Annotated in this window: 8 protein-coding genes; 1 reads left to right on the forward strand and 7 read right to left on the reverse strand. The window is 72.9% G+C overall.

All coding sequences use genetic code 11. The annotated features are described in order from the left end of the window. Nucleotides 1–181: 181 nt before the first annotated feature. Nucleotides 182–1,060: a S1 family peptidase gene (locus tag FHU30_RS24240; RefSeq protein WP_253878838.1), complete on the forward strand. Its 879-nt coding sequence runs from the start codon at nucleotides 182–184 to the stop codon at nucleotides 1,058–1,060. 61 nt (nucleotides 1,061–1,121) lie between these two features. On the opposite strand, the gene FHU30_RS24245 is transcribed toward FHU30_RS24240, so the two are convergent. From FHU30_RS24245 to FHU30_RS24275, 7 genes are read right to left on the reverse strand one after another with little or no spacing between them, the layout of a single operon-like run. Then, nucleotides 1,122–1,481: a nuclear transport factor 2 family protein gene (locus tag FHU30_RS24245; protein ID WP_253878839.1), complete on the reverse strand. Its 360-nt coding sequence runs from the start codon at nucleotides 1,479–1,481 to the stop codon at nucleotides 1,122–1,124. A gap of 24 nt (nucleotides 1,482–1,505) precedes the next feature. Next, nucleotides 1,506–2,255: a thioesterase II family protein gene (locus FHU30_RS24250; RefSeq protein WP_253878840.1), complete on the reverse strand. Its 750-nt coding sequence runs from the start codon at nucleotides 2,253–2,255 to the stop codon at nucleotides 1,506–1,508. Further along, on the reverse strand, nucleotides 2,252–2,920 hold the full coding sequence (locus tag FHU30_RS24255; RefSeq protein ID WP_253878841.1) for a GNAT family N-acetyltransferase: 669 nt from the start codon (nucleotides 2,918–2,920) through the stop codon (nucleotides 2,252–2,254). The genes FHU30_RS24250 and FHU30_RS24255 overlap by 4 nt, the downstream gene beginning before the upstream one ends. Then, the gene (locus tag FHU30_RS24260) at nucleotides 2,913–3,122 is read right to left on the reverse strand and encodes an MbtH family protein (protein ID WP_253878842.1); all 210 of its coding nucleotides are present in this window, start codon (nucleotides 3,120–3,122) and stop codon (nucleotides 2,913–2,915) included. Before FHU30_RS24260 ends, FHU30_RS24255 begins: the two co-directional genes overlap by 8 nt. Then, nucleotides 3,119–7,099 carry a non-ribosomal peptide synthetase gene (locus FHU30_RS24265; RefSeq protein WP_253878844.1) on the reverse strand — a complete coding sequence of 1,327 codons (3,981 nt, stop codon included), beginning with the start codon at nucleotides 7,097–7,099 and terminating at the stop codon, nucleotides 3,119–3,121. Before FHU30_RS24265 ends, FHU30_RS24260 begins: the two co-directional genes overlap by 4 nt. Further along, nucleotides 7,096–14,754: a non-ribosomal peptide synthetase gene (locus FHU30_RS24270; protein ID WP_253878846.1), complete on the reverse strand. Its 7,659-nt coding sequence runs from the start codon at nucleotides 14,752–14,754 to the stop codon at nucleotides 7,096–7,098. Before FHU30_RS24270 ends, FHU30_RS24265 begins: the two co-directional genes overlap by 4 nt. Next, a complete protein-coding gene (locus tag FHU30_RS24275) occupies nucleotides 14,751–25,691 on the reverse strand; it encodes a non-ribosomal peptide synthetase (RefSeq protein ID WP_253878847.1) in 10,941 nt (3,646 codons plus the stop codon). Before FHU30_RS24275 ends, FHU30_RS24270 begins: the two co-directional genes overlap by 4 nt. Nucleotides 25,692–25,803 lie beyond the last annotated feature (112 nt).

Raw genomic sequence — 25,803 nt, forward strand, 5'->3', positions numbered from 1 at the left:
TACAAGTGTCAAACCAGTAGCCATGCCCGGTTTCGCCGATTTATCCCGAACGTTTTTCGCCAACTCCCGCGGTCCGAGATAAGCATGATCGTCCCTAGGCGCGCGGCCCGCCGCCAACGGATGCTCGGCTCACTCCGGGTGCGTCGCCCAGGACGCATCCGAACCCCCCGGGAGGCTCCCCGTGCGTACCCCGCACCCGCGTACCCGCACTGCCCTGACCGTGTCCGCCGCCGCGCTCCTCACCACCGCCGTCACCGTCCCGGCCGCGCAGGCGCAGCCGACCGCCCCCGCCGACGCCCAGCAGGTCATGGCCGCGCTCCAGCGCGACGCGTCCGTCCCCGGCACCGCCTGGGGCGCCGACCGCACCGGCAAGGTCGTGCTGTCGATCGACAGCACCGTCACCGGCGCCAAGCTCGCCAAGGTCAAGGCCGCCGCCGCCAAGCAGGGCAAGGCCGTCCGGATCGAGCGGGTGGCCGGGGCGTTCCACCTGTACACCGCCGGCGGCGACGCGATCTACACCGGCCAGTACCGCTGCTCGCTCGGCTTCAACGTCAAGAAGAGCGGCGCCTACTACTTCCTGACCGCCGGGCACTGCACGAACCTCGGCTCCACCTGGTACTCCAACTCCTCGCACACCGCCGTGCTCGGCACGACGGCGGGCAGCAGCTTCCCGGGCCACGACTACGGCATCGTGAAGTACTCCTCCACCCCGACCGACACGCAGGGCGGCGTGGACCTCTACCCCGGCTTCCGCGACATCACCTCCGCGGCCACCCCGTCCGTCGGGCAGACCGTGTACCGCAGCGGCAGCACCACGCACGTCCACTCCGGCACGGTCACCGCGCTCAACCAGACCGTCAACTACGCCGAGGGCACCGTCCGCGGCCTGATCAGGACGACCGTGTGCGCCGAGCCGGGCGACAGCGGCGGCTCGCTGTTCGCCGGCAACACCGCGCTCGGCCTGACCTCCGGCGGCAGCGGCAACTGCTCCTCCGGCGGGACGACCTTCTTCCAGCCCGTCACCGCCGCGCTCAGCGCGTTCGGCGCGTCCGTCTACTAAACCCAGCCGGTTAGCCGGCCCCTTGGGCCACCTGCCCCGGTCAGTTCCCCGGTCGGACGGGTCATACCGTCCGGCCGGGGAACAGGGACTCCCGGCGGACGATGCGGCCGTCGCGGAACAGGTGCCAGTCGGTGAAGCGCAGGTCGACCGGCGAGCCGTCCCGCAGCCGCCCGGCGAAGCCGCCGCGCACCGCGACCCACTCGTCGCCGGGCAGCACCTGGTCGAGCCGGTGCGCGCCGGACGCGATCACCCGCTCGTCCCGGTAGAAGCGGCGCAGCGCGTCGATCCCGACGATGGTCGGGGTGCCCTGGCGCTCGTAGACGATCTCGTCGTGGAACAGCGCGAGCATGTCGTCCAGCCGGTCGGCGTCGACCAGCTCGTAGTAGGTCCGGACGAGCTTCTCCAGTTCGGATCCGGCCATCACGCCCTCCTCGGGGGTTCCGGTTCAGTGCCCAGACGCGGGGACCTGCAGCCGGGTCAGCACCTCGCGGACCACCGCGTCCCGCTCCTGCTGCAGGTAGAAGTGGCCGCCGGGGAGCACCTTCAGCGCGAAGTCCGCGGTGGTGGTGTCGCGCCAGCGTCCGGCCTGCTCGACGGGGACGTCCCGGTCGGCGTCGCCGACGAGCGCGGTGACCGGAACGTCCAGCTTCGGCGCGTCCGCGGCCGGTTCGTACGCCTCGACCAGCGCGAAGTCGTTGCGGACGTACGGCAGGACGAGTTCCCGCAGCTCGGGATCGGTCAGGGCGTCGGCGTCGGACCCGCCTAGCGCGACCATCTCGGCCACCACGCCGTCGTCGTCCAGCGTGGAGATCGTCCGCCGCGCGTCCTGCCAGCCCTGCGGGGCACGCGCGCCCGAAACGAACAGGTGCGCGGGCGGCAGGCCGCGTTCCTGCATGAGCAGCGCGGTCTCGTAGGCGACCAGCGCGCCCATGCTGTGTCCGAAAAGCACGGCCGGACGGTCCGCGTGCTGCGCGAGCGCGCCGGCGATCAGCTTCGCGAGCCGCCGCGCGTCCGGGATCAGGGCGTCGCCGATCCGGTCGGCGCGTCCGGGGTACTGGACGGCGTGCAGCTCGACGGCCGGGCCGACCGCCTCGGCCCAGCTCCGGTAGAACACCGCCGAGCCGCCCGCGTGCGGGAAGCAGAACAGGCGCAGCGGCGCCCAGGGACGGCCGGTCACGCAGCGGAACCAGGTCATGGGACGAGATCCTCGACTTCCTCGGTGACGTCGGATGCGGCGAGGCGGGGGTCGTGCGGCAGCGGCCAGGGGGCCACGCGCGGGTCGGGGACGACCTTGGGCCCGGTGGACGCGGCGGCGACGGTGAAGCCCCGCCGCCGGTAGTTGGCGATCGCGTTCGGATGGTCCAGCGTGCTGGTGCGCAGCCACACTCGGGTCGCGGGCCCGGACCGCTCGGCCCACAGCCTGCCGCGCTGCCAGGCGCGCCGGGTGCACTGCTCGACGAGGTAGCCGCCGTAGCGGCGGCCGACGAACGCCGGGGTGAGGCCGACCAGGTGGATCTCGGTGTCGCCGCCGGGCTGCGCCTCGATCTCGAAGTACCCGGCGACGGTGCCCTCGGCCATGACGATCCAGGTGGACAGCTCGGGGCGGTCCACCCAGCGGGCCCAGTCCGCGTGCGACCAGCCGAACCGGTCGGTCCAGCAGACCCGCGCGCCGACCGCCGCGTAGAGCGCGCGGTTGACGTCCGGCGACGGCACCCGGGCGAGGGTGAAGGTCATCTCGACGGACGGGAGCGGCGCGGGCCGCAGCCCGGAGGGGTCGCGCATCTCCATCGTCCACTCGGTGACCGCCGGGACCTCGACCGCCCCGAAAAGCGGGCCGGGGTCGGGGGCCGGGTCAGCCACCCATGGCCTCCACCAGGCTGCTCGGGCGCATGTCGGTCCAGTTCGCCTCGACGTAGGCGACGCAGGCGGCGCGGGTGTCGGCCTGCTTGGCGACCGTCCAGCCTGCGGGGACCTCGGCGAACGACGGCCAGAGCGAGTGCTGGCCCTCGCCGTTCACCAGCACGAGGAACGTGCCGTCGGGGTCCTCGAACGGGTTGGTCATGGGGTGGTCCTTCCTGCCGGGTTGTGGGGAGTGGTGCCTGTCTGGCCGCTGGGGGTCGCGTCGAGCGCGGCGGCGAGCACGGGGCCCATCGCGGCGACCGGTCCGGGGTCCATCAGGGCGTGGTGCTCGGCGTCCACGGGGTGCTCGGTGATCGTGCCGTCCACGACCGGGCCCCAGTGCGCGAGCGGCTCGGGCGCGCCCGCCGGACGGTCCCGGAGCGCGGTGAAGAACAGCAGGTCGCCGCGGAACCGGCCGGGCGTGTACAGCTCGGCCTGCCGGATGCCCGCCTGGTAGGCGCGGAACACGCGGACGAGGTCGTCCTCGCCGAGGGTGGACAGCGCGTCGCCGCGCGCCGCGAGCAGCTCCATGATCTTCCGGACGTCGGGCTCGCCCCCGGAGATCACCGCCGCCGGATCGACGCCGATCGCGCCGAGCACCTCGGGCAGGACGTCGCGCTCGGCGGAGTCGAGATCCTGGCCGTGGTAGGAGTCGATCAGCGCGAGCAGCGCGACCTCCTCGCCGCCCTGTTGCAGCAGGCAGGCCGCCTCGAAGGCGATGAGCCCGCCGAGCGACCAGCCCGCCAGGTGGTAGGGCCCGTGCGGCTGGACGGTCCGGATCAGCTCGGCGTAGTCGGCGGCCATCGCGGCGACGTCCGCGGCCGGTTCCGCCCCCGTGAAGACCCGCGACTGCAGGCCGTAAACCGGCCGGTCGGCGGGCAGGTGCGCCTGGAACTGCATGTAACCCCAGGCCAGGCCGCCCGCCGGGTGGACGAAGAACAGCGGCGGATGCGATCCGGTAGCGCGGATCGGCAGCAGCGGCTGGAACCCGAGGGACGCGTCGTCGTCCGTCCGGCGGACGAGCTTCTCCACGGTCTGGTGGGTGAACACGTCGCGCGGGGTCAGCTCGACACCGGCCTGCTTGGCCCGGCTTGCCAGCTTCAGCGCGGTGACGCTGTCGCCGCCGAGGTCGAAGAACGACACGTCCGCGCCGACCCGTTCGAGGCCGAGGACGTCGGCGAACACCGCGCAGAGGATCTCCTCGTCGGGGCCGGCGGGCGCGCGTCCGGCGGCGGCCTCGGCGAAGTCCGGGACGGGCAGGGCGCGCCGGTCGAGCTTGCCGTTCGGGCCGAGCGGCAGCGTGTCGAGCACGACGATCGCGGACGGCACCATGTACTCGGGCAGCCGCGCGGCGACCGCCCGGCGCAGCGCGGCGGTGTCGAGAGTCGTCCCGGCGGCCGGGACGACGTAGCCGACCAGCCGCTTCACGCCCCCGTCCCGGTGCACGAGGACGGCGACGTGCGCGACGTCCGGCTCGGCGGCCAGCGCGGTCTCGATCTCGCCCAGCTCGATCCGGAAACCGCGGATCTTCACCTGGAAGTCGACCCGGTCGACGTACTCCAGCGTGCCGTCGGTGCGCCATCGGACCAGGTCGCCCGTCCGGTACATGCGGGTTCCGGGCGGGCCGAAGGGGTCGGCGACCCAGCGCTCGGCGGTCAGCGCGGGCCGGTGCAGGTAGCCGCGCCCGACGCCGGAGCCCGCGATGTACGCCTCGCCGGTGACGCCGGGCGGGACGGGCCGCAGCGCCTCGTCCAGCACGTACAGCTGCATGTCGGCGATCGGACGGCCGAGGACCGGCGCGTTCTCGGCCGGGTCGGCGAGCGGCGCGCGCATCCCGACGATCGTGGTGTAGGTCGTGCATTCGGTCGGGCCGTAAACGTTGCCGACCTCGGTGTCCGGGCAGGCGGCGAGGACCTTCCGCATGGCGGTGACCGAGCCGGCCTCGCCGCCGGTCAGCACCTCGCGGAGCCCGGCGAACGCCCCGGGCCGCTCCTCGGCGACCAGGTTGAACAGCGTCGTCGTGATGAAGATCCCGGTGACGCCGCCCTCAGCGACGAGGCGTTCCAGCTCGGCGGCGTCGACGCGTCCGGGGGGCGCGAGCACGGCCGTCCCGCCCGCGAGCAGCGGCACCCACAGCTCGTAGGTGGACGCGTCGAACGCGTGCGGCGAGTGGACGAGGACCCGGTCGTGCGCGCCGGTCCGCATGACCGGCTCGGTGGCGAGGTCCACGACGTTCCGGTGGGTGAGCATCGCGCCCTTGGGCAGCCCGGTCGAGCCGGACGTGAACATCACGTACGCGACCTGCTCGGTGTGGACGTCCACGCCGGGGTCGGTGTCCGGCTGGGACGCGAGGGCGGTGTCGCGGTCGATGACGATGATCTCGGCGTCGGTGTCCAGGCCCTCGACGCGCTGCAGCATCGCCGAGTCGACCAGCAGGACGGGCGCGTTGACCTCGGCGACCGCCCACTGCACGCGGTCCTGCGGGTAGCTGTGGTGGATCGGCGCGTACGCGCCGCCCGCCTTGAGGATGCCGAGGGTCGCTACGACGACGTCCGCCGAACGCTCGACGAGCATCGCCACGCGCGTCTCGCGCTCGACGCCTCGCGCGCGCAGGAGATGCGCGAGGCGGTTGGCGCGCCGGTTCAGCTCGCTGTAGGAGACGCTGCCGTCCGGCGTGCGGAGGGCTTCGCGGTCGGGGTCGGCTTCGGCGAGGGCGGCGATGCGTCCGGTGATGGTCTCCGGGACGCGCCCGACGGACTCGCCCTGCCACTCGCCGAACAGCTTCCGGCGCTCGTCCTCGGACAGGATGTCGATGCGCGCGAGGGGCACTTCGGGCCGGTGCGCGATCGCGTCGAGCACGCGCAGCAGCCGTTCCATGATCGTCTCGGCCTGGGCGGCGGTGAACAGGTCGGCGCGGTGGTCGAGGCGCAGCGACAGCCGCTCGCCCGGGACGGCCGCGAGCGCGAGCGGGTAGTGCGAGGCGTCGTAGCCGCCGGCGCCGTGCAGCGTCAGCCCGCCGAGGTCGGCCCCGGCGGCCTCGGGGTCGAACGGGTAGTTCTCCAGCACGGTCATCGTGTCGAAGAGCGGGCCGATGCCGGAGATGCGCTGGATGTCGGTCAGGCCGAGGTGGTGGTGCGGCAGCAGGTCGGCCTGCTCGCCCTGGAGGTTCGCGAGCGCCCGCGCGACCGTGTCCCGCGCGCCGACCCGGACGCGGACCGGGAGCGTGTTGATGAACAGGCCGATCATCTGCTCGACGCCCGGCAGGTCGGCCGGACGCCCCGAAACGGCCGCGCCGAACGTCACGTCGTCGCGTCCGGTGAGGCGGCCGAGCAGGATCCCCCAGGCCAGCTGCAGGACGGTGTTGAGCGTGACGTTGTGCGCGCGGGCCCGCTCGGCGAGGGCCTTGGTGAGTTCGGGGTCGAGTTCGCGCCGGACGCGGCCGGGCTCGGCATGGTCGGGCGGTTCGGACGCGCCGGGGGCGACGAGCGTCGGCTCGCCGACACCGGACAGCGCGCTGTGCCACGCCTTCTCCGCGGCCTCGCGGTCCTGCTTGGCGAGCCAGGCGAGGTAGTTCTTGTACGGCGTGACGCGCGGCAGGCCGCTGTCGTCTCCCCTGGTCAGGTACAGCGTGAACAGCTCGGTCTGGAGGATCGGGGTCGACCAGCCGTCCAGCAGGATGTGGTGGTTCGTGAAGACGAGGCGGTGCCGGTCGTCCGCGAGCTTCACCAGGACGAACCGGAGCAGCGGCGGCTTGGCCAGGTCGAACGGGCGGGCCCGCTCGCGATCGGCGACGGCCGCCGCCTCGGCCTCGGCGTCCGGGTGCGCGGTGAGGTCGATCTCCTCCCACGGCGTCCGCACCTCGCGGACGATCACCTGGACGGGCGTGCCCTCCTTGCGCTGCCGGAACGCCGCCCGGAGGTTCGCGTGCCGGCGCAGCAGCGCCGCTGCGGCTGCCTTCAGCGCGGCGGCGTCGAGCGCCCCGCGCAGCTCGACGACGACCTGCGCGGTGTAGACGTCGGCATCCGCGTCGGCATAGCGGGCGTGGAAGAACAGGCCCTGCTGCAGCGGCGACAGCGGCCAGACGTCCTGGAGCTGCGACGGCTTCTTCTGCTCGCCGCTCGGGCGGGGTTCGGCGCTCAATCCAGCTCCCAGTCGGAAAGGTCCAGCTCGGCGGCCAGCTCGTCGATCTCGTCCTGGTCGATCTCCACCAGGGACAGGTCGGACGGGGTGAACCCGCCGCCCGCGCCCTCGGTCACGTGCGCCACCAGCCCGCGCAGCGCGGCGGTCCAGCGGTCGGCGAGCACCGCGATGCGCTCCTCCTCGAACAGGCCGCCCGCGTACGTCCAGGTCGCCGACAGCACCGGCCCGGACGGCAGGTCGCGGGTGTGCGCGTTCACCTCGACGGCGTGGACGAGGCCGAGCGCGTCATCCTGGCCTCCGGCGAGCGCCGCATTGTCGTCCGGGCCGGCGGGCGACCAGTCGGCATCGTCCTCGGTGGCGGCCGTCCGGCCGAGGTAGTTGAACGCGATCTGCGGCGTCTCGCGGTCCGCGTTCTCGCCGGTCAGGAGGCCGAAACCGATGCCGTTGTCCGGGATGCGGCGGAGCTGCTCCTTGACCCGCTTGAGCGCGTCGCCGACCGCCTCGCCGCCACTCTCGACCTCCGTCCAGGCGGGCGCGCCCGCGTCGAGCGCGACGGGGAAGATCGACGTGAACCAGCCGACCGTCCGGGACAGGTCCACGCCGGGGACGATCTCCTCGCGGCCGTGCCCTTCGAGATCGACGAGGACGCCTGTCTCTGCGCCGTCGCGCCAGTCGGCGACGGCGAGCGCGAGCGCGGTGAGCAGCACGTCGTTCGCGCGGGCGTGGAACGCGGCAGGCACATCGGTAAGCAGCGGCCCCGTCACGTCGGCGGGCAGCTCTACCGTCAGGTGCCGCGCGGAGCCGAAGGTGTCGATCGCCGGGTCGAGCTTCCGGTCGGCGAGCGCCGGGTCGCCGGTCGCCTCGATCTCGCGCCAGAGATCTGCCTCTTGGGCGCGTTCGGGGCTGACGGCCTCGGCGGTGAGCTTCTGCGCCCAGCGCCGGAACGACGTCGGGACGGGCTCCAGCTCGGCTCCCGCCCAGGCCGCGACCAGGTCCGGCAGGACGATCCGCCAGGACACGCCGTCCACGACCAGGTGATGCGCCGTGACGAGCAGCCGTCCGCGCCGGTCGGGCCCGGCGTCGAACCAGACCGCCTGGACCATGACGCCTTCGCTCGGGGCGAGCCGCTGCCGTGCGCTCAGGGATTCCTTGTGCAGGACGGTCCGGAACGTCGCGTCGTCCAGGCCCTCGACGTCCACGCGGCGGACGAGCTGCCCCGCGTCCACGGAACCTCGCTCGGGAACCTCGAACACGCCGTCCGCCGCGCGCAGGCGGAGCATGTCGTGGTGGTCGAGGACGGTCTGGAGGGCCGCCGTCAGGCGTCCCAGGCCGAGATCGGGCGGGACGACCAGGAGCATCCGCTGGCTGTAGTCGGCGGTCGGACCGTACAGGCGGCCGAACCAGCGCATGATCGGCGTCGGCGGGATCGTCCCGAGCGCCGCGCCGGGCGCTTCGACCTCCGCCTGCTCCCCCTTGCCTACCGGCTGCGCGACGGCGGCCAGCTCGGCGACAGTCTGATGTTGGAAGACGTCGCGCGGCGAGATGGCGAGACCCTGTTGGCGGGCGCGGGAGACGAGCTGGATCGCGATGATCGAGTCGCCGCCGAGGTCGAAGAACCCGTCGTCGATGCCGACCTTCTGGAGGCCGAGCACCTCCGCGAACAGCGCGGCAAGGGTCTCTTCTTCTGCCGTTCGGGGAGCGCGGGAGTCGGCCTTCGCCTGGAAGTCCGGGTCCGGGAGAGCCTTGCGGTCGAGCTTGCCGTTCGAGGTCAGCGGCAGCGCGCAGAGCGTCACGACCGTCGCCGGGACCATGTGCTGCGGGAGCGCCGCGCTGACGAACCGCCGCAGGTCAGCGGCGTCGAGTGTCATGCCGGGCGTCGCCGGGACGGCGTAGGCGATCAGCTTCTCGTCGCGGACGACCACGGCCGCGTCGGTCACGTCTTCGTGTCGGACGAGGGCGGATTCGATCTCGCCCAGCTCGATCCGGAAACCGCGCAACTGGACCTGCTGGTCAGCGCGGCCGAGGTATTCGAGCGTTCCGTCCTTGCGCCATCGTCCCAGGTCACCCGTGCGGTACATGCGCTCGCCGGACTTCCCGAACGGATCGGCCACGAACCGCTCCGCCGTCAGGTCTGGGCGGTTCAGGTAGCCGCGCGCCAGACCGGCGCCCGCGACATACATTTCGCCGACCACACCGGCTGGGACGGGCTGGAGCCGCTCGTCCAGCACGTAAACCTTCAGGTCGGGGATGCCGACGCCGATGATGCTGCCGGGCGCCGTGGCGGCGTAAACGCGATCGAGCGCGACGTACGAGACGTGGACGGTCGTCTCGGTGATCCCGTACATGTTGACCAGCGTCGGCGCGTCGTCCGGGTGGCGGCTGTACCAGTCGTCGAGACGGCCGAGTTCGAGTGCCTCGCCGCCGAAGATGACGTACCGCAGCGCCAGATCGGTGCCCGGGTTGTCCCGGTCGGCGGCCATGAGCTGGTAGAACGCCGACGGCGTCTGATTCAGAACCGTGACCCGCTCGGACGCGAGAAGCTTCAAGAACTCATCAGGCGAACGCGAGGTCAGGTACGGCACGACGACGAGACGGCCGCCGTACAGGAGCGATCCCCACAGCTCCCAGACGGTGAAGTCGAACGCGTAGGAGTGGAACAGCGTCCAGACGTCGTCCGGGCCGAACGAGAACCACGCTTCCGTGGAACGCAACAGCCGCACCACGTTCTGATGCGGAACGACAACGCCCTTCGGACGGCCCGTCGAACCGGACGTGTAGATCACATACGCCGGGTTATCCGGCGAGACCGACACGTCCAGGTTCTCGGACGAGTACTCGCCATCGACCTCAACACCGGTCACGGTCAGGACGGGAGCGGCGTCCTCGACCATGTAGGCGATCCGGTCCGCCGGGTAGTCCGGGTCGATCGGAACGTAGGCGGCGCCCGTCTTGAGGACGGCGAGTACGCCGATGACCAGGTCAGCAGACCGCGGCAGTTCGAGCGCGACGAAGCTCTCCGGGCCCGCGCCCTGCGCGGCGAGGTGCCGGGCCAGGCGGTTCGCCGCCGCATTGACCTCGGCATACGTCCATGAACGCCCATCGAACGACACCGCCACCGCATCAGGACGAGCAGCCGCCTGCGCCTCGAACAACGCAGGAATCGTCGCCCGCTCGGCCACCGGAGCCGAGCCGCCCGCCCACTTGCGCAGGATCGTGCGGCGTTCGGAGCGGTCGAGGATCTCGGCGGCGGCGATCGGCTCGTCCGGGGCGTCCACGAACTCGCGCAGCAGCCGTTCGAACCGCGCGGCCAGCGAGGACGCCGTGTCGGGGTCGAAGAGGTCGAGCGCGTACTCCAGCCCGGCCGAGATCCCGGCCGGGGCGCCGGACGCGTCGGTGAGTTCTTGCAGGTAGAGCGAGAGGTCGTACTTGGCGGTGCCGAGCGGGAGGTCCACCGGGCCGCCGGTGAGGCCGTCGAGTTCGAGCGTCGCTTCCGGGTTGTTCTGGAAGGACAGCGCGACCTGGAACAGCGGGTGCCGGGCCATCGATCGTGCCGGGTTCAGCACCTCGACGAGCCGCTCGAACGGGACGTCCTGATGGGCGTACGCGCCCAGATCGGTCTCGCGCACGCGCGCGACCAGCTCGCGGAACGACGGGTTCCCGGACGTGTCGGTCCGCAGCACGAGCATGTTGACGAACATGCCGACGAGATCGTCCAGGGCTTCGTCCGTCCGGCCCGCGATCGGGGAACCGATCGGGATGTCCGAACCGGCGCCGAGCCGAGTGAGCAGCGCGGCGAACGCGGCCTGCATGACCATGAACAGGCTCGCGCCGGATTCGCGAGCCAGCCCGAGCAGCGCGCCGTGCAGGCCGGAATCCAACTCGAACGTGAACGTGCCGCCCCGGTAGGACGCCTCGGCAGGTCGCGGACGATCAGCAGGAAGCGCAAGCTCCTCCGGCAGCCTGTCCAGCGCCGCCTTCCAGTACGCGATCTGCTCCGCGACCAGCGAGGACGGGTCGTCCTCCGAACCGAGAAGCGAGCGCTGCCAAAGCGTGTAGTCCGCGTACTGCACCGGCAGCGGCGACCACGACGGCGCCTCCCCCGAAATCCGCGAGACGTAGGCCAGAAGCACATCGCGTGCGAGCGGAGCCATCGACCATCCGTCGCCCGCAATGTGGTGCATGACCAGCAGCACCACGTGCTCGTCGGGCGCGAGCCGGAACAGCGCGGCGCGCAGCGGCGGCTCGGCGGACAGGTCGAAGCCCTGCCCGACGATCGCGGCCAGCGCGAGCGGCAGCGCGGACGGGGATGTGTCGGTGATCGGCATGCGCGGGCGGGCGGCTGCCGGGTCCAGGACCAGCTGGCGGGGCGTGCCCGCGACGTCCGGGAAGATCGTCCGGAGGGACTCGTGCCGGGTGACGGCGTCGGCCAGCGCCGCTTCCAGCGCGGACGGGTCGAGCGGGCCCTGGAGCCGCAGCGCGACGGGCATGTTGAACGTCGCGGACGGCCCGTCGAACCGGTTGAGGAACCAGAGCCGCTGCTGCGCGTACGAGAGCGGCAGGACGTCCGGACGATCTGCCGAAACCAGCGCAGGACGCGCAGCACCGGAGGCGCTGGCCAGCCGCGCCGAAAGCCCGGCGACGGTCGGCGCCTCGAACAGGGCGCGGACGGGCAGCTCCACGCCGAGCGCCGTGCGGATCCGGCTGACCAGGCGGGTCGCGGTGAGCGAGTCGCCGCCCAGCTCGAAGAACCCGTCGTCCACGCCGATCCGCGCGACGCCGAGAACCTCGGCGAACAGCCCGCAGAGGATCTCCTCCTGCGGCGAGCGCGGCGCGCGCCCGGACCCGGCGGAGGCGGCCTCCGGTGCGGGCAGCGCGCGCTTGTCGACCTTGCCGTTCACGGTCAGCGGCAGCGCGTCCAGGACGGTCAGCGACGGAACCATGTAGTCGGGAAGGTGCGCGGCTGCATGGCGGCGCAGCGCGGCGACATCGACCGTCGCGGGCACGACGTACGCAGCGAGCCGCTTGCCGCCCGGGGCGTCGGCGTCCTCGCGGACGACGGCGACGGCCTGCCCGACGCCATCGAACCGGGCCAGCACGTTCTCGATCTCGCCGAGTTCCACCCGGAAGCCGCGGATCTTGACCTGGTCGTCGGCGCGGCCGAGGAACTCGATCGTGCCGCCGGAGGTCCAGCGTGCGAGGTCGCCCGTCCGGTACATGCGCGCGCCCGGCTCGGGGGCGAAAGGGTCGGCGACGAACCGCTCGGCGGTCAGGGCCGTCCGGTTGAGGTAGCCGCGGGCGAGCTGGACGCCCGCCAAGTACAGCTCGCCGGGGACGCCGACCGGCGCGGGCTGGAGCGCGGCGTCGAGCACGTAGGCACGGGCGCCGGGGTGCGGGCCGCCGACCGTGGGCCGGGGCGCGTCCGCGACGACCACGCTCATGGTGTCGACGGACGCCTCGGTCGGGCCGTAGAAGTTCCGGACGGTCACGCCGTCGAGGCCCCGCAGGTCGTCCCAGAGCGCGTCGCTGATCGCCTCGCCGCCGATGAGCAGCTGCGACGGGCGGTGCTCGCCGTCCAGGAGCCCGGCCTCGCGGAGCGACTGGAAATGCGAGGGCGTGGTGTTGACCAGGTCGATCCGGTGGCCCGCGATGTAGGACGCGAACGCCTCCACGTCGCGCCGGTCGGTGTCGCCGATCAGGTGCAGCTCGTGGCCGTGGAACATCCACAGCAGGCCCATCCACGAGGTGTCGAACGAGAACGACGCGAGGTGCGCGAACCGCATCCGCCGCCCGGCCTCGGCCTCCGCCGGCTCGAAGAACCGGACGCGGTGCGCGTCGTAGTAGTTCAGGATTCCGGCGTGCGGGACGACGACGCCCTTGGGACTTCCCGTCGAACCGGACGTGTAGATGACGTAGGCCGCGTTCGCCGGGGAGATCGCCCGCCAAGGGTCGGTCGAGGGGCGGTCGGCCGAGAACGCCCCATGCTCAAGCGTGAGCGTGAGGACGGGGTTCGCGTCCTCCAGCATGGAGGCGATGCGGTCGACCGGGTATTCGGGATCGACCGGGACGTAGGCCGCGCCCGACTTCAGGACGCCGAGGATCGCGACGACGATCTCGGGCGTCCGGGGCAGGACGAGCGCTACGCGGTCCTCCGGGCCGATCCCCCGCGCGATCAGCTCGTGCGCGAGCCGGTTCGCGCGCTCGTTCAGCTGCGCATACGTCAGCGATTGACCGCACCAGACCAGCGCGACGTCGTCTGGTGTGCGGGCGGCCTGCGCTTCGAACAGGTCGATGACCGTGCCCGGACGCGGCGTCACGGCCGTGTCGTTCCAGGCGGCGATGCGGGCCGTCTCGTCGTCCCCGGCCAGGTCGAACGCGCCGATCAGGCGCTCGGGGTCGTCGGCGAACCGTTCCAGGACGCGCCGGACGCGCCCGAGCAGCGCGTCGGCGACGTCCTGCGTGTAGACGTCGGGCCGGTAGTGCAGGCGCAGCGCCATCCGGTCCGGTCCGGGCGCGGCGACCAGCGACAGCGGGAAGTGCGTCGCGTCGTAGGCGTCGGCACCGGCGATCCGGACGCCGTTCAGCGAGCCGTCCATGCTCGCCGGGTCGAACGGGTAGTTCTCCAGCACCGTCATGGTGTCGAAGAGCGGCCCGGCCTGCCCGGCCGCGCGCTGGATGTCGGTGAGGCCGAGGTGGTGGTGCGGGAGAAGCTCGGTCTGCTCCTCCTGGAGCCGCTCGACGAGCGCGCCGAACGGCTCGTCCTGGCGGAACCTGACCCGCACGGGGAGCGTGTTGATGAACAGGCCGATCATCTGCTCGACACCAGGCAGCTCCGGCGGACGGCCCGAGGCCGTCGAGCCGAACGCCACGTCGTCGCGGCCGAGCATCCGGCCCAGGACGATCCCCCACGCCGCTTGCAGGACGGTGTTGAGCGTCGCGTTGTGGCGGCGCGCGACCCGCGTCAGCTTCCGGGTGAAGCGCTCCTCCAGCTCGGTGACGGCGCTGCCCGGCGGGACGGGACGGCGTCCGGCGGCCTCGGGCGCGACGAGGGACGGCTCGTCCAGCCCGGACAGCGCCTTCTGCCAGGCGACCTCGGCGGCGGCGCGGTCCTGCTTCGCGAGCCAGGCCAGGTAGTTCTTGTACGGGGTGACGCGCGGGAAGCCGGTGTCGTCGCCGCCCTGCACGTAGAGCAGGAACAGTTCGGTCGCCAGGACGGGCGTGGACCAGCCGTCCAGCAGGATGTGGTGGTTCGTCAGGATCAGCCGGTGCCGCTCCGGCCCGCGCCGCACCAGGACGAACCGCAGCAGCGGCGGATCGGTCAGCGGGAAGGGCCGCAGCCGCTCGCGCGCGACGATCGCGTCCGCTTCGGCATCGTCCGCCGCGTCCGCTTCCTCCCACGGCAGATCGACCGAGCGCGGGATCACCTGGACGGGTTTGGACAGGTCCTCGTGCCAGAACGCCGCGCGCAGGTTGGCATGGCGGCGCAGCAGCGCCTCGGCGGACCGGCGCAGCGCGGCGGCGTCGAGCGGACCGTCCAGGTCGAGGACGAGCTGCGCGGTGTAGACGTCGGCCGCCGCGTCGTCCAGGACGGCGTGGAAGAAGAACCCCTGCTGCAACGGCGACAGCGGCAGGATGTCCTCAAGGTCCCCCCGGTTCACTGCCTGTTCCTCCACGCCTCTTGCAGGGTGTCGATCTCGCTCTGGTCCAGGTCGACCAGCAGGTCGGACGCGGTGAAACCGCCCGCCTCGCCGGACGCCGCGTGCGCGACCAGGCCGCGCAGCGCCGCGAACCACGTCTCGGCCAGGTCCCGGACGTCGCCCGCGTCGAGCAGGCCGTCGGGGAAGGACCACACGGCGGTCAGCTCCGGCCCGGACGGCAGGTCGCGGGTGACGGCGTTGACCTCCAGCGCGTGCGCCATCGGCATCCGCGGGTCCTCGCCGGCGGGCAGCTCCTCGGGCGCGATCGTCCAGTCGCCGTCGCCGCCGGACTCGACCCGGCCCAGGTAGTTGAACGCGAGCTGCGCGGGCGGCAGCTCGGCCAGCTCGTCCGCCTGGTCGGCGTCGCCGCAGTACCGCAGCAGGCCGTAACCCAGGCCGCTGCCGCCCGGAACCGCGCGGAGCTGCTCCTTGACCTTCTTCAGCGCCGTCCCGACGACCGGTCCGCCGCGCTCGATCTCGGCCCAGTCAGTGGTGCCGGGGTCGAGCCGGACGGGATGGATCGCGGTGAACCAGCCGGCCGTCCGGGACAGGTCCACGCCGGGAACGGCGTCCTCGCGTCCGTGGCCTTCGAGGTCGATCAGCACGCCGCCGGTCGTGCGCCCGCCGCGCCGCCTGCGCCAGTGCGTCACGGCCAGCGCGAGCCCGGTCAGCAGGACGTCGTTGACGCGCCCGTGGTAGGCGGCCGGGACGTCGGTGAGCAGCGGCCTCGTCACCTCGGCGGGCAGCGTCAGCCGGACCGACGCGGCGCGCGCGGCGATGTCCACGCGCGGGTCGAGCGGCCGGTCGGCGAGATCCTGCTTCGGGCCGTCCGCGATGTCGAGCCAGTCGTCCAGGTCGCCGGTCACGGACGGGTCGGACGCGGCCGCGGTGAGCTTGCGCGCCCAGCCGCGGAACGACGTCGGGACGGGCTCCAGCTCCACTCCCGCCCAGGCGGCGACCAGGTCCGGCAGGACGATCCGCCAGGACACGCCGTCCACGACCAGGTGGTGCAGGACGACCAGCAGCCGCCCGCGCTCCTCGCCCGCGTCCAGCCAGACGAGCCGCGCGACCTCGCCGCGCGCCGGGTCGAGCGCGTCGCGCGCGGCGGCGGCCTGCTCGGCGGCGATCTTCTGGAGCTTGTCGGCGTCCAGGCCCGCGACGTCCACGCGGGAGACCAGGTCGGCCGCGTTGACGCTCCCCTCGGGACGGACGACCGGCCGCCAGTCGTCCCCGTCCACGTCGAGCGTCAGGCGGAGCATGTCGTGGTGGTCGAGGACGGTCCGGAGGGCCGCCGTCAGCCGGTCCAGGCCCAGGTCGGGCGGTGTGACCAGGAGCGTCGCCTGGTGGAACCCGGAGATCAGCGAGGCGTCTCCGCCGACCCGCTCGCGCAGCCAGCCGACGATCGGCGTCACCGGGACCGGCCCGGTTCCGGCTCCGGACTCCTCGACCTCGACGCGCTCGTCCTCGCCTACCGGCTGCGCGACGGCGGCCAGCTCGGCGACGGTCTGGTGCTGGAAGACGTCGCGCGGCGAGATGGCGAGACCCTGTTGGCGGGCACGGGAGACGAGCTGGATCGCGATGATCGAGTCGCCGCCGAGGTCGAAGAACCCGTCGTCGATCCCGGCCTTCGGGAGGTTCAGGACTTCCGCGAACAGCGCGGCGAGGGCCTCTTCCTCGGGCGTGCGGGGCGCGCGAGAGTCCGGCTTGGCCTGGAAGTCGGGGTCGGGAAGCGCCTTGCGGTCGAGCTTGCCGTTGACGGTCAGCGGCAGCGCGTCCAGGGTGACGACGGTCGCCGGGACCATGTGGTCCGGGAGCGTTGCATTCACGAACCGCCGCAGGTCGGCGGCGTCAAGCGTCGTGCCGGGCGCGGCCGGGACGGCGTAGGCGATCAGCTTCTCGTCCCGGACGACCACGGCCGCGTCCTTGACGTCCTCGTTCCGGGCGAGGGCCGCCTCGATCTCGCCCAACTCGATCCGGAAACCGCGGAGCTGAACCTGCTGGTCGGAACGGCCGAGGTATTCGAGACGGCCGTCGTTCAGCCAGCGTCCGATGTCGCCGGTGCGGTACATGCGCGCGCCGGGTTCGCGGCTGAACGGATCGGCGATGAAGCGTTCGGCGGTGAGGGCCGGCCGTTTCAGGTAGCCGCGCGCCAAGCCCGCGCCCGCGACGTACAGCTCGCCGACCACACCGGCCGGGACGGGCTGGAGCCGCTCATCGAGCACGTAAACGCGCAGGTCAGGGATGCCGACGCCGATGATGCTGCCCGGCGCGGTCGCCGCGTAGGCCCGATCGAGTTCGATGTACGAGACGTGGACGGTCGTCTCCGTGATCCCGTACATGTTGACCAGCGTCGGAGCGTTCTCCGCGTGACGGCTGTACCAGTCGTCGAGACGGCCGAGTTCGAGTGCCTCGCCGCCGAAAATGACGTACCGCAGCGCCAGATCGGTGCCCGGGTTGTCCCGGTCAGCGGCCATGAGCTGGTAGAACGCCGACGGTGTCTGGTTCAGAACCGTGACCCGCTCGGCCGCCAGCAGCTTCAGGAACTCATCCGGCGAACGCGAGGTCAGATACGGAACGACGACGAGACGGCCGCCGTGCAGCAGCGATCCCCACAGCTCCCAGACGGTGAAGTCGAACGCGTAGGAGTGGAACAGCGTCCAGACATCGTCCGGGCCGAAGGAGAACCACGCTTCCGTGGAACGCAGCAGCCGCACCACGTTCTGATGCGGAACGACCACACCCTTCGGACGGCCCGTCGAACCGGACGTGTAGATCACATACGCCGGGTTGTCCGGCGAGATCGCGACATCCAGGTTCTCGGACGAGTGGTCCCCGTCGACCTCGATGCTGCTGAGGGTCAGGACAGGCGAAGCGTCCTCGACCATGTAGGCGATTCGGTCGGCCGGGTAGTCCGGGTCGATCGGAACGTAGGCCGCGCCGGTCTTCAGGACGGCCAAGATCGCGATCACCAGGTCGGCCGAGCGCGGGAACGACAGCGCGACGAACTGCTCCGGGCCGACGCCCTGCGCGGCCAGGTGACGGGCGAGGCGGTTCGCTGCCGCGTTGACCTCGGCATACGTCCACGAACGACCCTCGAACGACACCGCCACGGCATCAGGACGAGCAGCCGCCTGCGCCTCGAACAACGCAGGAATCGTCGCCCGCTCGGCCACCGGAGCCGAGCCGCCTGCCCAGGTGTCCAGGATCGTGCGGCGTTCGGCCGGGTCGAGCACGTCGACCTCGCCGACGCGGGCGTCCGGGGTGGCGAGAAGCTCGGTGAGGAAGCGGGAGAAGCGGGACGCCAGCGTGGCGGCGGTCGCCGGGTCGTACAGGTCGAGCGCGAACTCCAGCTCGCCGTCGATTCCGGCCGGGGAGCCGTCCGCGGCGGTCCTCTCGGTCAGCACCATGAGCAGGTCGAACCGGGAGACGCCGGCGTTGAGCGGTTCGGGCGCGGCGGTGAAGCCGGGCAGCTCGATCCGCGCCTCCGGGTTGTTCTGGAAGGTCAGCCCGACCTGGAACAGCGGGTGGCGGCCCAGGTGGCGCGGCGGGTTCAGCACTTCGACGAGCCGCTCGAACGGGACGTCCTGATGGGCATACGCACCCAAGTCGGTCTCGCGGACGCGCCCGACCAGCTCGCGGAACGACGGGTTCCCGGACGTGTCGGTCCGGAAGACGAGCATGTTGACGAACATGCCGACCAGATCGTCCAGAGCCTCGTCGGTCCGGCCCGCGATGGGCGAGCCGATCGGGACGTCCGTCCCGGCGCCGAGGCGCGAGAGCAGCGCGGCGAACGCGGCCTGCGCGACCATGAAGGGGCTCGCCCCGGTCGAGCGGGCCAGGCCGAGCAGCGCTTCGTGCGTCGCAGGCGGCAGGGTGAAGCGGGTCGTCCCGCCCCGGTAGGACGCCTCGGCAGGCCGCGGACGGTCAGCAGGAAGCGACAGCTCCTCCGGCAGACCGGCCAGCGCCGCCTTCCAGTACGCGATCTGCCCCGCGACCAGCGAGGACGGGTCGTCCTCCGAGCCGAGCAGTTCCCGCATCCAGAGCGTGTAATCGGCGTACTGCACGGGCAGCGGAGCCCACGAGGGCGCATCCCCGGAAACCCGCGACGCGTATGCCGTCAGCAAGTCGCGCGCGAGCGGAGCCATCGACCAGCCATCACCCGCGATGTGGTGCATCAGCAGCAGCACCACGTGCTCGTCGGGCGCGAGCCGGAACAGCGAGGCCCGCAGCGGAGCCTCGGCCGAGATGTCGAAGGCGTGCCCGGCGGCCATCCCCAGCCGGAGAGGCAGCTCGGCTTCGGTCGTCTCCACGACCACCAGCTCAGGCGTCGCGTCCTCAACGGCAAGAACATGCTGGCGCGGAACGCCATCGACGTCCGGCAGGACGGTCCGCAGCGACTCGTGCCGTCCGACGACGTCCGCAAGGGCAAGACGCAGCACCGACTCGTCCAGTGCGCCCTGGATCCGCAGCGCAACAGGCATGTTGTACGTCGCGGACGGCCCCTCGAACCGGTTCAGGAACCAGAGCCGCTGCTGACCGTAAGACAGAGGCACGATCTCCGGACGCGGTCGGCGGACGAGCGCGGCCCGGGACGGCTCGCCGTCCCCCGAACCGATCCGGGCGGCGAGCGCCTCGACGGTCGGGTGCTCGAACAGCGCCCGCACGGGCAGCTCGGCGCCGAGCGCCCGCCGCACCCGGCTGACCACGCGCATCGCGATGAGCGAGTCGCCGCCGAGGTCGAAGAAGTCGTCGTCGAGCCCGGCGCGGTCCACGCCGAGCAGCTCGGCGAAGATCGCGGCGACGGCGGTCTCTCGGCCGTCGCGCGGCGCCCGGTACTCGCGCAGCGGGACGGTCAGCACCGGTTTGGGCAGCGCCTTGGTGTCGACCTTGCCGTTCGGGGTGAGCGGCAGCTCGTCCATGATCACCACGGCGGCCGGGACCATCGACTCGGGCAGATGCTCGCGGACGTGCGCGCGCAGCTCCTCCGGGTCGAGGGTCGCGCCGGGCGCGGCCACGACGTACGCGACGAGCTTCTTGACCGGCGCGACGGCCGAGCGCGTCGCGGCGGCCAGGGAAGCGGACGGCCCCTGCGCTGCGAGGGCGCCGAACGCCGAGCGCAGCGAAGCGGCATCGTCGCCGGTCAGATCGAGAGTCCCGACCGGGGCGTCCGGCGTCTCGGCGAGCGCCCGGACGAGCCCGACCAGCTGCGCGACCAGGCGCTCGGCCGTGGCGCGGTCGAACACGTCGGCCCGGAACCCGAGCCGGAGCTGGAGTTCGGCACCCGGAACGGCGTCGAGCGTGAGCGGGTAGTGCGTGGAGTCGAGCAGGTCAGCGCCGGCGAGCCGGGTGCCCGCGCCGATCTCCGCGCCGATCAGGGACGCGTCGAGCGGGTAGTTCTCGAACACCGTCATGGTGTCGAAGAGCGCGGGCACGCCCGCGAGCCGGTGCAGGTCGCCGAGGCCGTGGTGGTGGAACGGGATCAGCTCGGCCTGCTCGCCCTGGAGCCGGGCGAGCAGCGCGGCGGCGGTCTCAGCGTCGTCCAGCCGGACCCGGACGGGCAGCGTGTTGATGAACAGGCCGACCATCCGCTCGACGCCGGGCAGGTCCATCGGACGGCCCGAGACGGTCGCGCCGAACACCACGTCATCGCGTCCGAGCAGGCGGGCGAGGAGCAGTCCCCAGGCGGCCTGGACGACGGTGTTGGCGGTGACGCCGAGGCGGCGCGCGGTCCCGGCGACGGCCTCGGACAGCTCCGCGCCGAGCGGGACGCGGATCTTCTCCGGCAGTCCGGGCGGGGTGTCGGGCGCGCCGGGCGCGACGAGGGTCCCGCCGGGCAGGCCGTCCAGGGCCTTGGACCAGGCGGTGTCTGCGTCGGCGCGGTCCTGCCGGACGAGCCAGCCGAGGTAGTCCTTGTAGTCGGGCGCGCGCGGCGGGAGCTCGCCGGTGTAGAGGGCGAGCAGCTCGCCCGCGAGGGACGGCATGGACCAGCCGTCCAGGACGATGTGGTGGAAGGTGAGCAGCAGCCGGTACCGGCGCTCCCCCAGCGTGACCAGCGTGAACCGCAGCAACGGCGGACGGGTGAGGTCGAACCTGCGCTTCCGCTCGACGTCCATCAGGGCGGGCAGCGAGGCGTCGTCGGCGACGACCTCGCGCCACAGCTCGTCGCCGGACACCACACCGAGCACGGCCTGGACGGGCTCCCCCGCGACGGTCTGCGTGAACGCCGTGCGCAGCGACGGGTGCCGCGCGGGCAGCTCGAACGCGGCGTCCCGGAGGGCCTCGATGTCCAGGTCGCCGTCGAAGTCAAGGACGAGCTGGCCGGTGTAGACGTCGGTCGCGGACGCATCGAGCAGCGCGTGGAAGTAGAGGCCCTGCTGGAGCGGCGCGAGCGGCCACACGTCGGCGAGGTCGGGGAAGGTCCGGTCGAGTTCGGCGACGTCGGCGCGGTCCACGGCGACGAGCGGGAAGTCGGACGGGGTGTGCCCGGCGTCGCCGGCGGCGGCGAGGTCGCGCAGCGCGGTGAACCAGGCGTCGGCGAGCGCGCGGACGGCGGTCTCGCCGAGGATGCCGTCCGCCCAGGTCCAGGTGACCGACAGCTCGCCGAAGGCGGCGGGGGCGATGGCGTCGATGGCGAGGGCGTGGCCGAGCGGCATCGCATCGTCCGCGCCGCCGGACACCGACGCGACGCTCCAGTCCCCGTCGCCGGTCTCCATCCGGCCGAGGTAGTTGAAGACGATCTTCGGGCAGGGCAGCGCGGCCAGCTCGGCGCGGGCGTCCTCGTGCAGGTGGCGGAGCAGGCCGAAGCCGATGCCGCTGTCCGGGATCGCGCGGAGCCGCTCCTTGGTCTCGCGCAGGTCGGCGGACGCGTCGAGCCGCACCGGGTACTTGCTGGTGAACCAGCCGACCGTGCGGGACAGGTCGACACCCGGGAACAGATCCTCGCGGCCGTGGCCCTCCAGGTCGAGCAGCACTGGGCTGGCGTCGCCGCGCCAGGCCGCGACGGCGCGGGCGAGGCCGGTGAGCAGCACGTCGGTCGGACGGCCGTGGATCGCGGCGGGCACGGTCGTCAGGACGGCGCGGGTGGTCGCGGCGTCGAGGTTGACCGTGAGGGAGCGGGCGGTGGCGTGCGTGTCGCGGGCCGGGTCGAGCGGCCGGTTGCCGAGCGGAACGTCCGGGCCGTCGAGGATGCCGCGCCACAGCGGCAGCTCGCCGATGCGGTCGGCGGCCTCGGCGGTCAGGCGCAGGGCCCAGTCGCGGAACGGCGTCCCCGCCGGGTCGGGGTCCGCGCCAGCCCAGGCGGTGACGAGGTCGGGCAGCAGGATGCGCCAGGACACGCCGTCCACGACGAGGTGGTGGACGACGACGAGGAGGCGTCCGGGGTCGTCCCCGGCGTCGAGCCAGACGAGCTGGACGTTCACGCCGGACGCCGGGTCGAGCCGGTCGGGGGCGATGGCCAGCTCGGCCTCGGCGACCTGGTCGGGGTTCATGCCCTGGACGTCCGTGCGGCGGACGAGCCCGGAGGCGTCCGGCGCGGCGGCCGGGATCGCCAGGGAGCCGTCCTCGGCGAGGGTCATCCGGAGCGCGTCATGCTTCTCCAGCAGGACGCCGAGCGCCCGCGCGAGCGCGTCCTCGCCCAGGTGGGGCGGGGTGCGCAGCACGACGCTCTGGTGGAAACCGGCCACCGGCCCGCCCAGCTCCCGCAGCCAGTGCATGATCGGCGTCGCCGGGACGTCGCCGACCGGCTCGGCGGCGGGGGCGGTGTCCGGTTCGGCGGCGGTCGCGACGGCGGCCAGCTCGTCCACGGTCGGGCGCTGGAACACATCGCGCGGCGACAGCGCGATCCCGGCCGCGCGGGCCCGGGACACCAGCCGCATCGCGATGATCGAGTCGCCGCCGAGGTCGAAGAACCCGTCGTCCAGGCCGACCCGGTCCACGTCCAGGACCTCGGCGAACAGCGCGGCGAGGGTGGTCTCGACCGGGGTGCGCGGCGCGCGGAACGGGCGGTCGCCCGCCACCGGCTCCGGCGCGGGCAGCGCGCGGACGTCGAGCTTGCCGTTGCCGGTGAGCGGCAGCGTCGGCAGGACGAGCACCGCGCCCGGGACCATGTAGTCGGGCAGCGCGTCCGCGACGAACCGCCGCAGTCCGGCCGGGTCGGGCTCGGCGTCCCCGGCGGCGACGACGTAGCCGACCAGGCGCTTGGCGCCGGGCTTGTCCTCACGGGCGACCACGGCGGCGTGCGCGACGTCCGGATGGGCGGCGAGCGCGGCCTCGATCTCGCCCAGCTCGATCCGGAACCCGCGGATCTTGACCTGCTGGTCGGCGCGGTCCAGGTACTCCAGGGTGCCGTCCGGGCGAAGCCGGACCAGGTCGCCGGTCCGGTACATGCGGTCGCCGGGCGGCCCGAACGGGCAGGCGACGAACGCGGCGGCGGTCAGGCCGGGCCGCTCGATGTAGCCGCGCGCGACGCCCGCGCCCGCGACGTACAGCTCGCCGGGCACCCCGACCGGGACGGGCCGCAGCGCGCGGTCCAGCACGTACAGGCGGGTGTCGTCCAGTGCCGAGCCGATCGGGACGGACAGGTCGTCCGCCGAGACCGCGCCGCGCGTGTCGTAGAGGGTCGTGTAGGTGGTGACCTCGGTCGGGCCGTAGGCGTTGAGGACGGCCGTGTCCGGGCAGGCGTCCAGGACGCGCGCGATCGCGGAGGCGGACGCGGCCTCGCCGCCCAGCTCCAGCGTCCGCAGCGGCGCGAACACGGCCGGGCGCTCGGCCGCGACCAGGTTGAACAGGGACGTCGTGGCGAACAGGTGGGTGATGCCCGCGTCCCGGACCGTCCGGTCCAGGGTGTCGGCGTCGATCATGCCGGGCGCGGCGACGACGACCGTCGCGCCGCCGAGCAGCGGCCGCCACATCTCCAGCGTGGACGCGTCGAACGCGTGCGCCGAGTGCAGCAGCATCCGGTCGCCGGGGACGAGCCGGGTGCGGGAGTCGGTCGCGTAGTCGACCACGGCGCGGTGGCTGACGCCGACGCCCTTCGGCAGGCCCGTGGAGCCGGAGGTGAAGATCCCGTAGGCCAGCTGGTCCGGGTGGACGGCCGCGAAGGCGGCTTCGGGCGCGGCTTCGGGCGCGTCTTCCGCCGGGTCGTCCAGGTTGAGGAGGGTGATCCCGGCGGTGGGCGCGTCGGCGAGCCACGGGTTGCGGTCGAGCATCGCGCGGTCGGTGATCAGGACGGTCGCGCCCGTGTCGCGCATCAGCCACGCCACCCGGTCGGCCGGGAAGGAGTGGTGGACGGGCACGTAGTGGCCGCCGGCCTTCAGGATCGCCAGGGACGACTCGACGATCGCGGGCGACCGGTCCAGCAGCGTCGCGACCGGGGTCTCGGGGCCGACGCCGAGCGCGGCGAGCCGGTGCGCGAGCCGGTCGGTGCGGGCGGCCAGCTCGGCGTAGCCGAGGCGGAACGAGCCGTCGGCCGTCTCCAGGGCGGGCGCGTCGGGCGCGTCGGCGACCCGCTCCGCGAAGATCTCGGTGATGGTGGCGGCGGGACGTCCGGTCTCGGGCCCGTTCCAGCGGGTGAGGACGGCCTCGCGCTCGCCGTCCGACAGCAGCGGCAGGTCGCCGATCCGGGTGGCGGGGTCGGCGGCGGCCAGCGTGCGCAGGAACCGGACGTGCCGCTCGTGGTGCGCGGCGATCTCCTCGGACGAGTACAGCGCCGGGTGGCCGTCCAGGTCGATGCGGGTGCCGCGCCCGTCCAGGCCGTCGTGGATGTTGAACGCGATGTCCTCGGTCAGGCCGAGCGCGAGGGCGTGCGCGGTGGCGAGGCTGCCCGCGAAGTCCGCCGTGTAGTCGAACGGCATGATGTTGACGATCGCGCCGTACAGGCGCCGCCCGTCGGCGAGCAGGCCCAGGTCGCGGCGCAGGTCCTCGACCCGGTAGCGCTGGTGCCGCAGCGCCCGCGCGGTCGCCCGGGACACCGAGCGGGTCAGTTCCTCGACGGACAGGTCCGGGTCGACGGTCACCCGCAGCGGGACGATGTTGGACATCATCGTCGGCGTCGTCCGGGCCAGCTCGGTGGTGCGGCCGGTGACCGCGAGGCCGAGCACGACCTCCTCGGTGCCGGTGACGCGGGCCATGTACGCGGCGGTCGCGGCGATCGCCATGCCGGGCGTGGCGGTGCGCAGGCGGCGGGCGCCGGCGGCCAGCTCCGAGCTGACCGCCGCGTCCAGGGTGGTGGTGCTGCGCAGGAAGTCCATCGTCGGCGGCGCGGTCCGCGAGGTGAAGGTCACGACCTCGGGCAGGTCGGCGAACCGCTCCGTCCAGTAGGCGCGGTCCTGCGCGAACCGCTCGGACTCGCGGTAGGCGGCGTCCTCGGCGAGCAGCGCGCGGAAGTCGCCGCGCTCGCGCGGCTCGTACTCGCCGCCCGCGACCAGCAGGTTGTACAGCTCGGCCATCCGGGCGTTGACCATGGACCCGGCGAAGCCGTCGACCGCGACGTGGTGCGCGCGCAGGTACCAGCGGTGCAGCTCGGGGCCGAGGCGCAGCACCCGCAGCGTGTAGAGGAAGTCGCCGTACAGGTCCATCGGGGTGGCCATGTCGGCGCGGATCCAGGCGTCGGCCGCCTCGCGCGGGTCGGGCTCGGCCGAGAAGTCGAGCGTGGGAATGTCGGCGTGCGCGTCCTCGGCAATGGTCTGGAACGGCAGCCCGTCGCGTTCGGCCAAGCGGATCTGCATACCCGGGAACTCGTGCGTCGCCAGACGCCCGATGCGTTCGAACAGCGCCGGTTCGAGCGGCCCCTCGATCTCGATGTACTGCGCGATGCAGATCGGCACCTCGGGATTCAGCTGCTGGGCGTACCAGACGCTCTGCTGCGCGGCCGAAAGAGGAACGAACTCGCTGGGGGACATTCAGTGGAACTTTCCCGGTCGAAGGGGGTCGGCGCTCCCCGGGCGGCACGGACGCACGCCCATGCCGGGAAGCCACGCGAATGCGAAAAGCGTTGAAACAACAAAACCGTCG

This window comes from Actinomadura rupiterrae (genome assembly GCF_024172125.1).
Classification (GTDB): domain Bacteria; phylum Actinomycetota; class Actinomycetes; order Streptosporangiales; family Streptosporangiaceae; genus Spirillospora; species Spirillospora rupiterrae.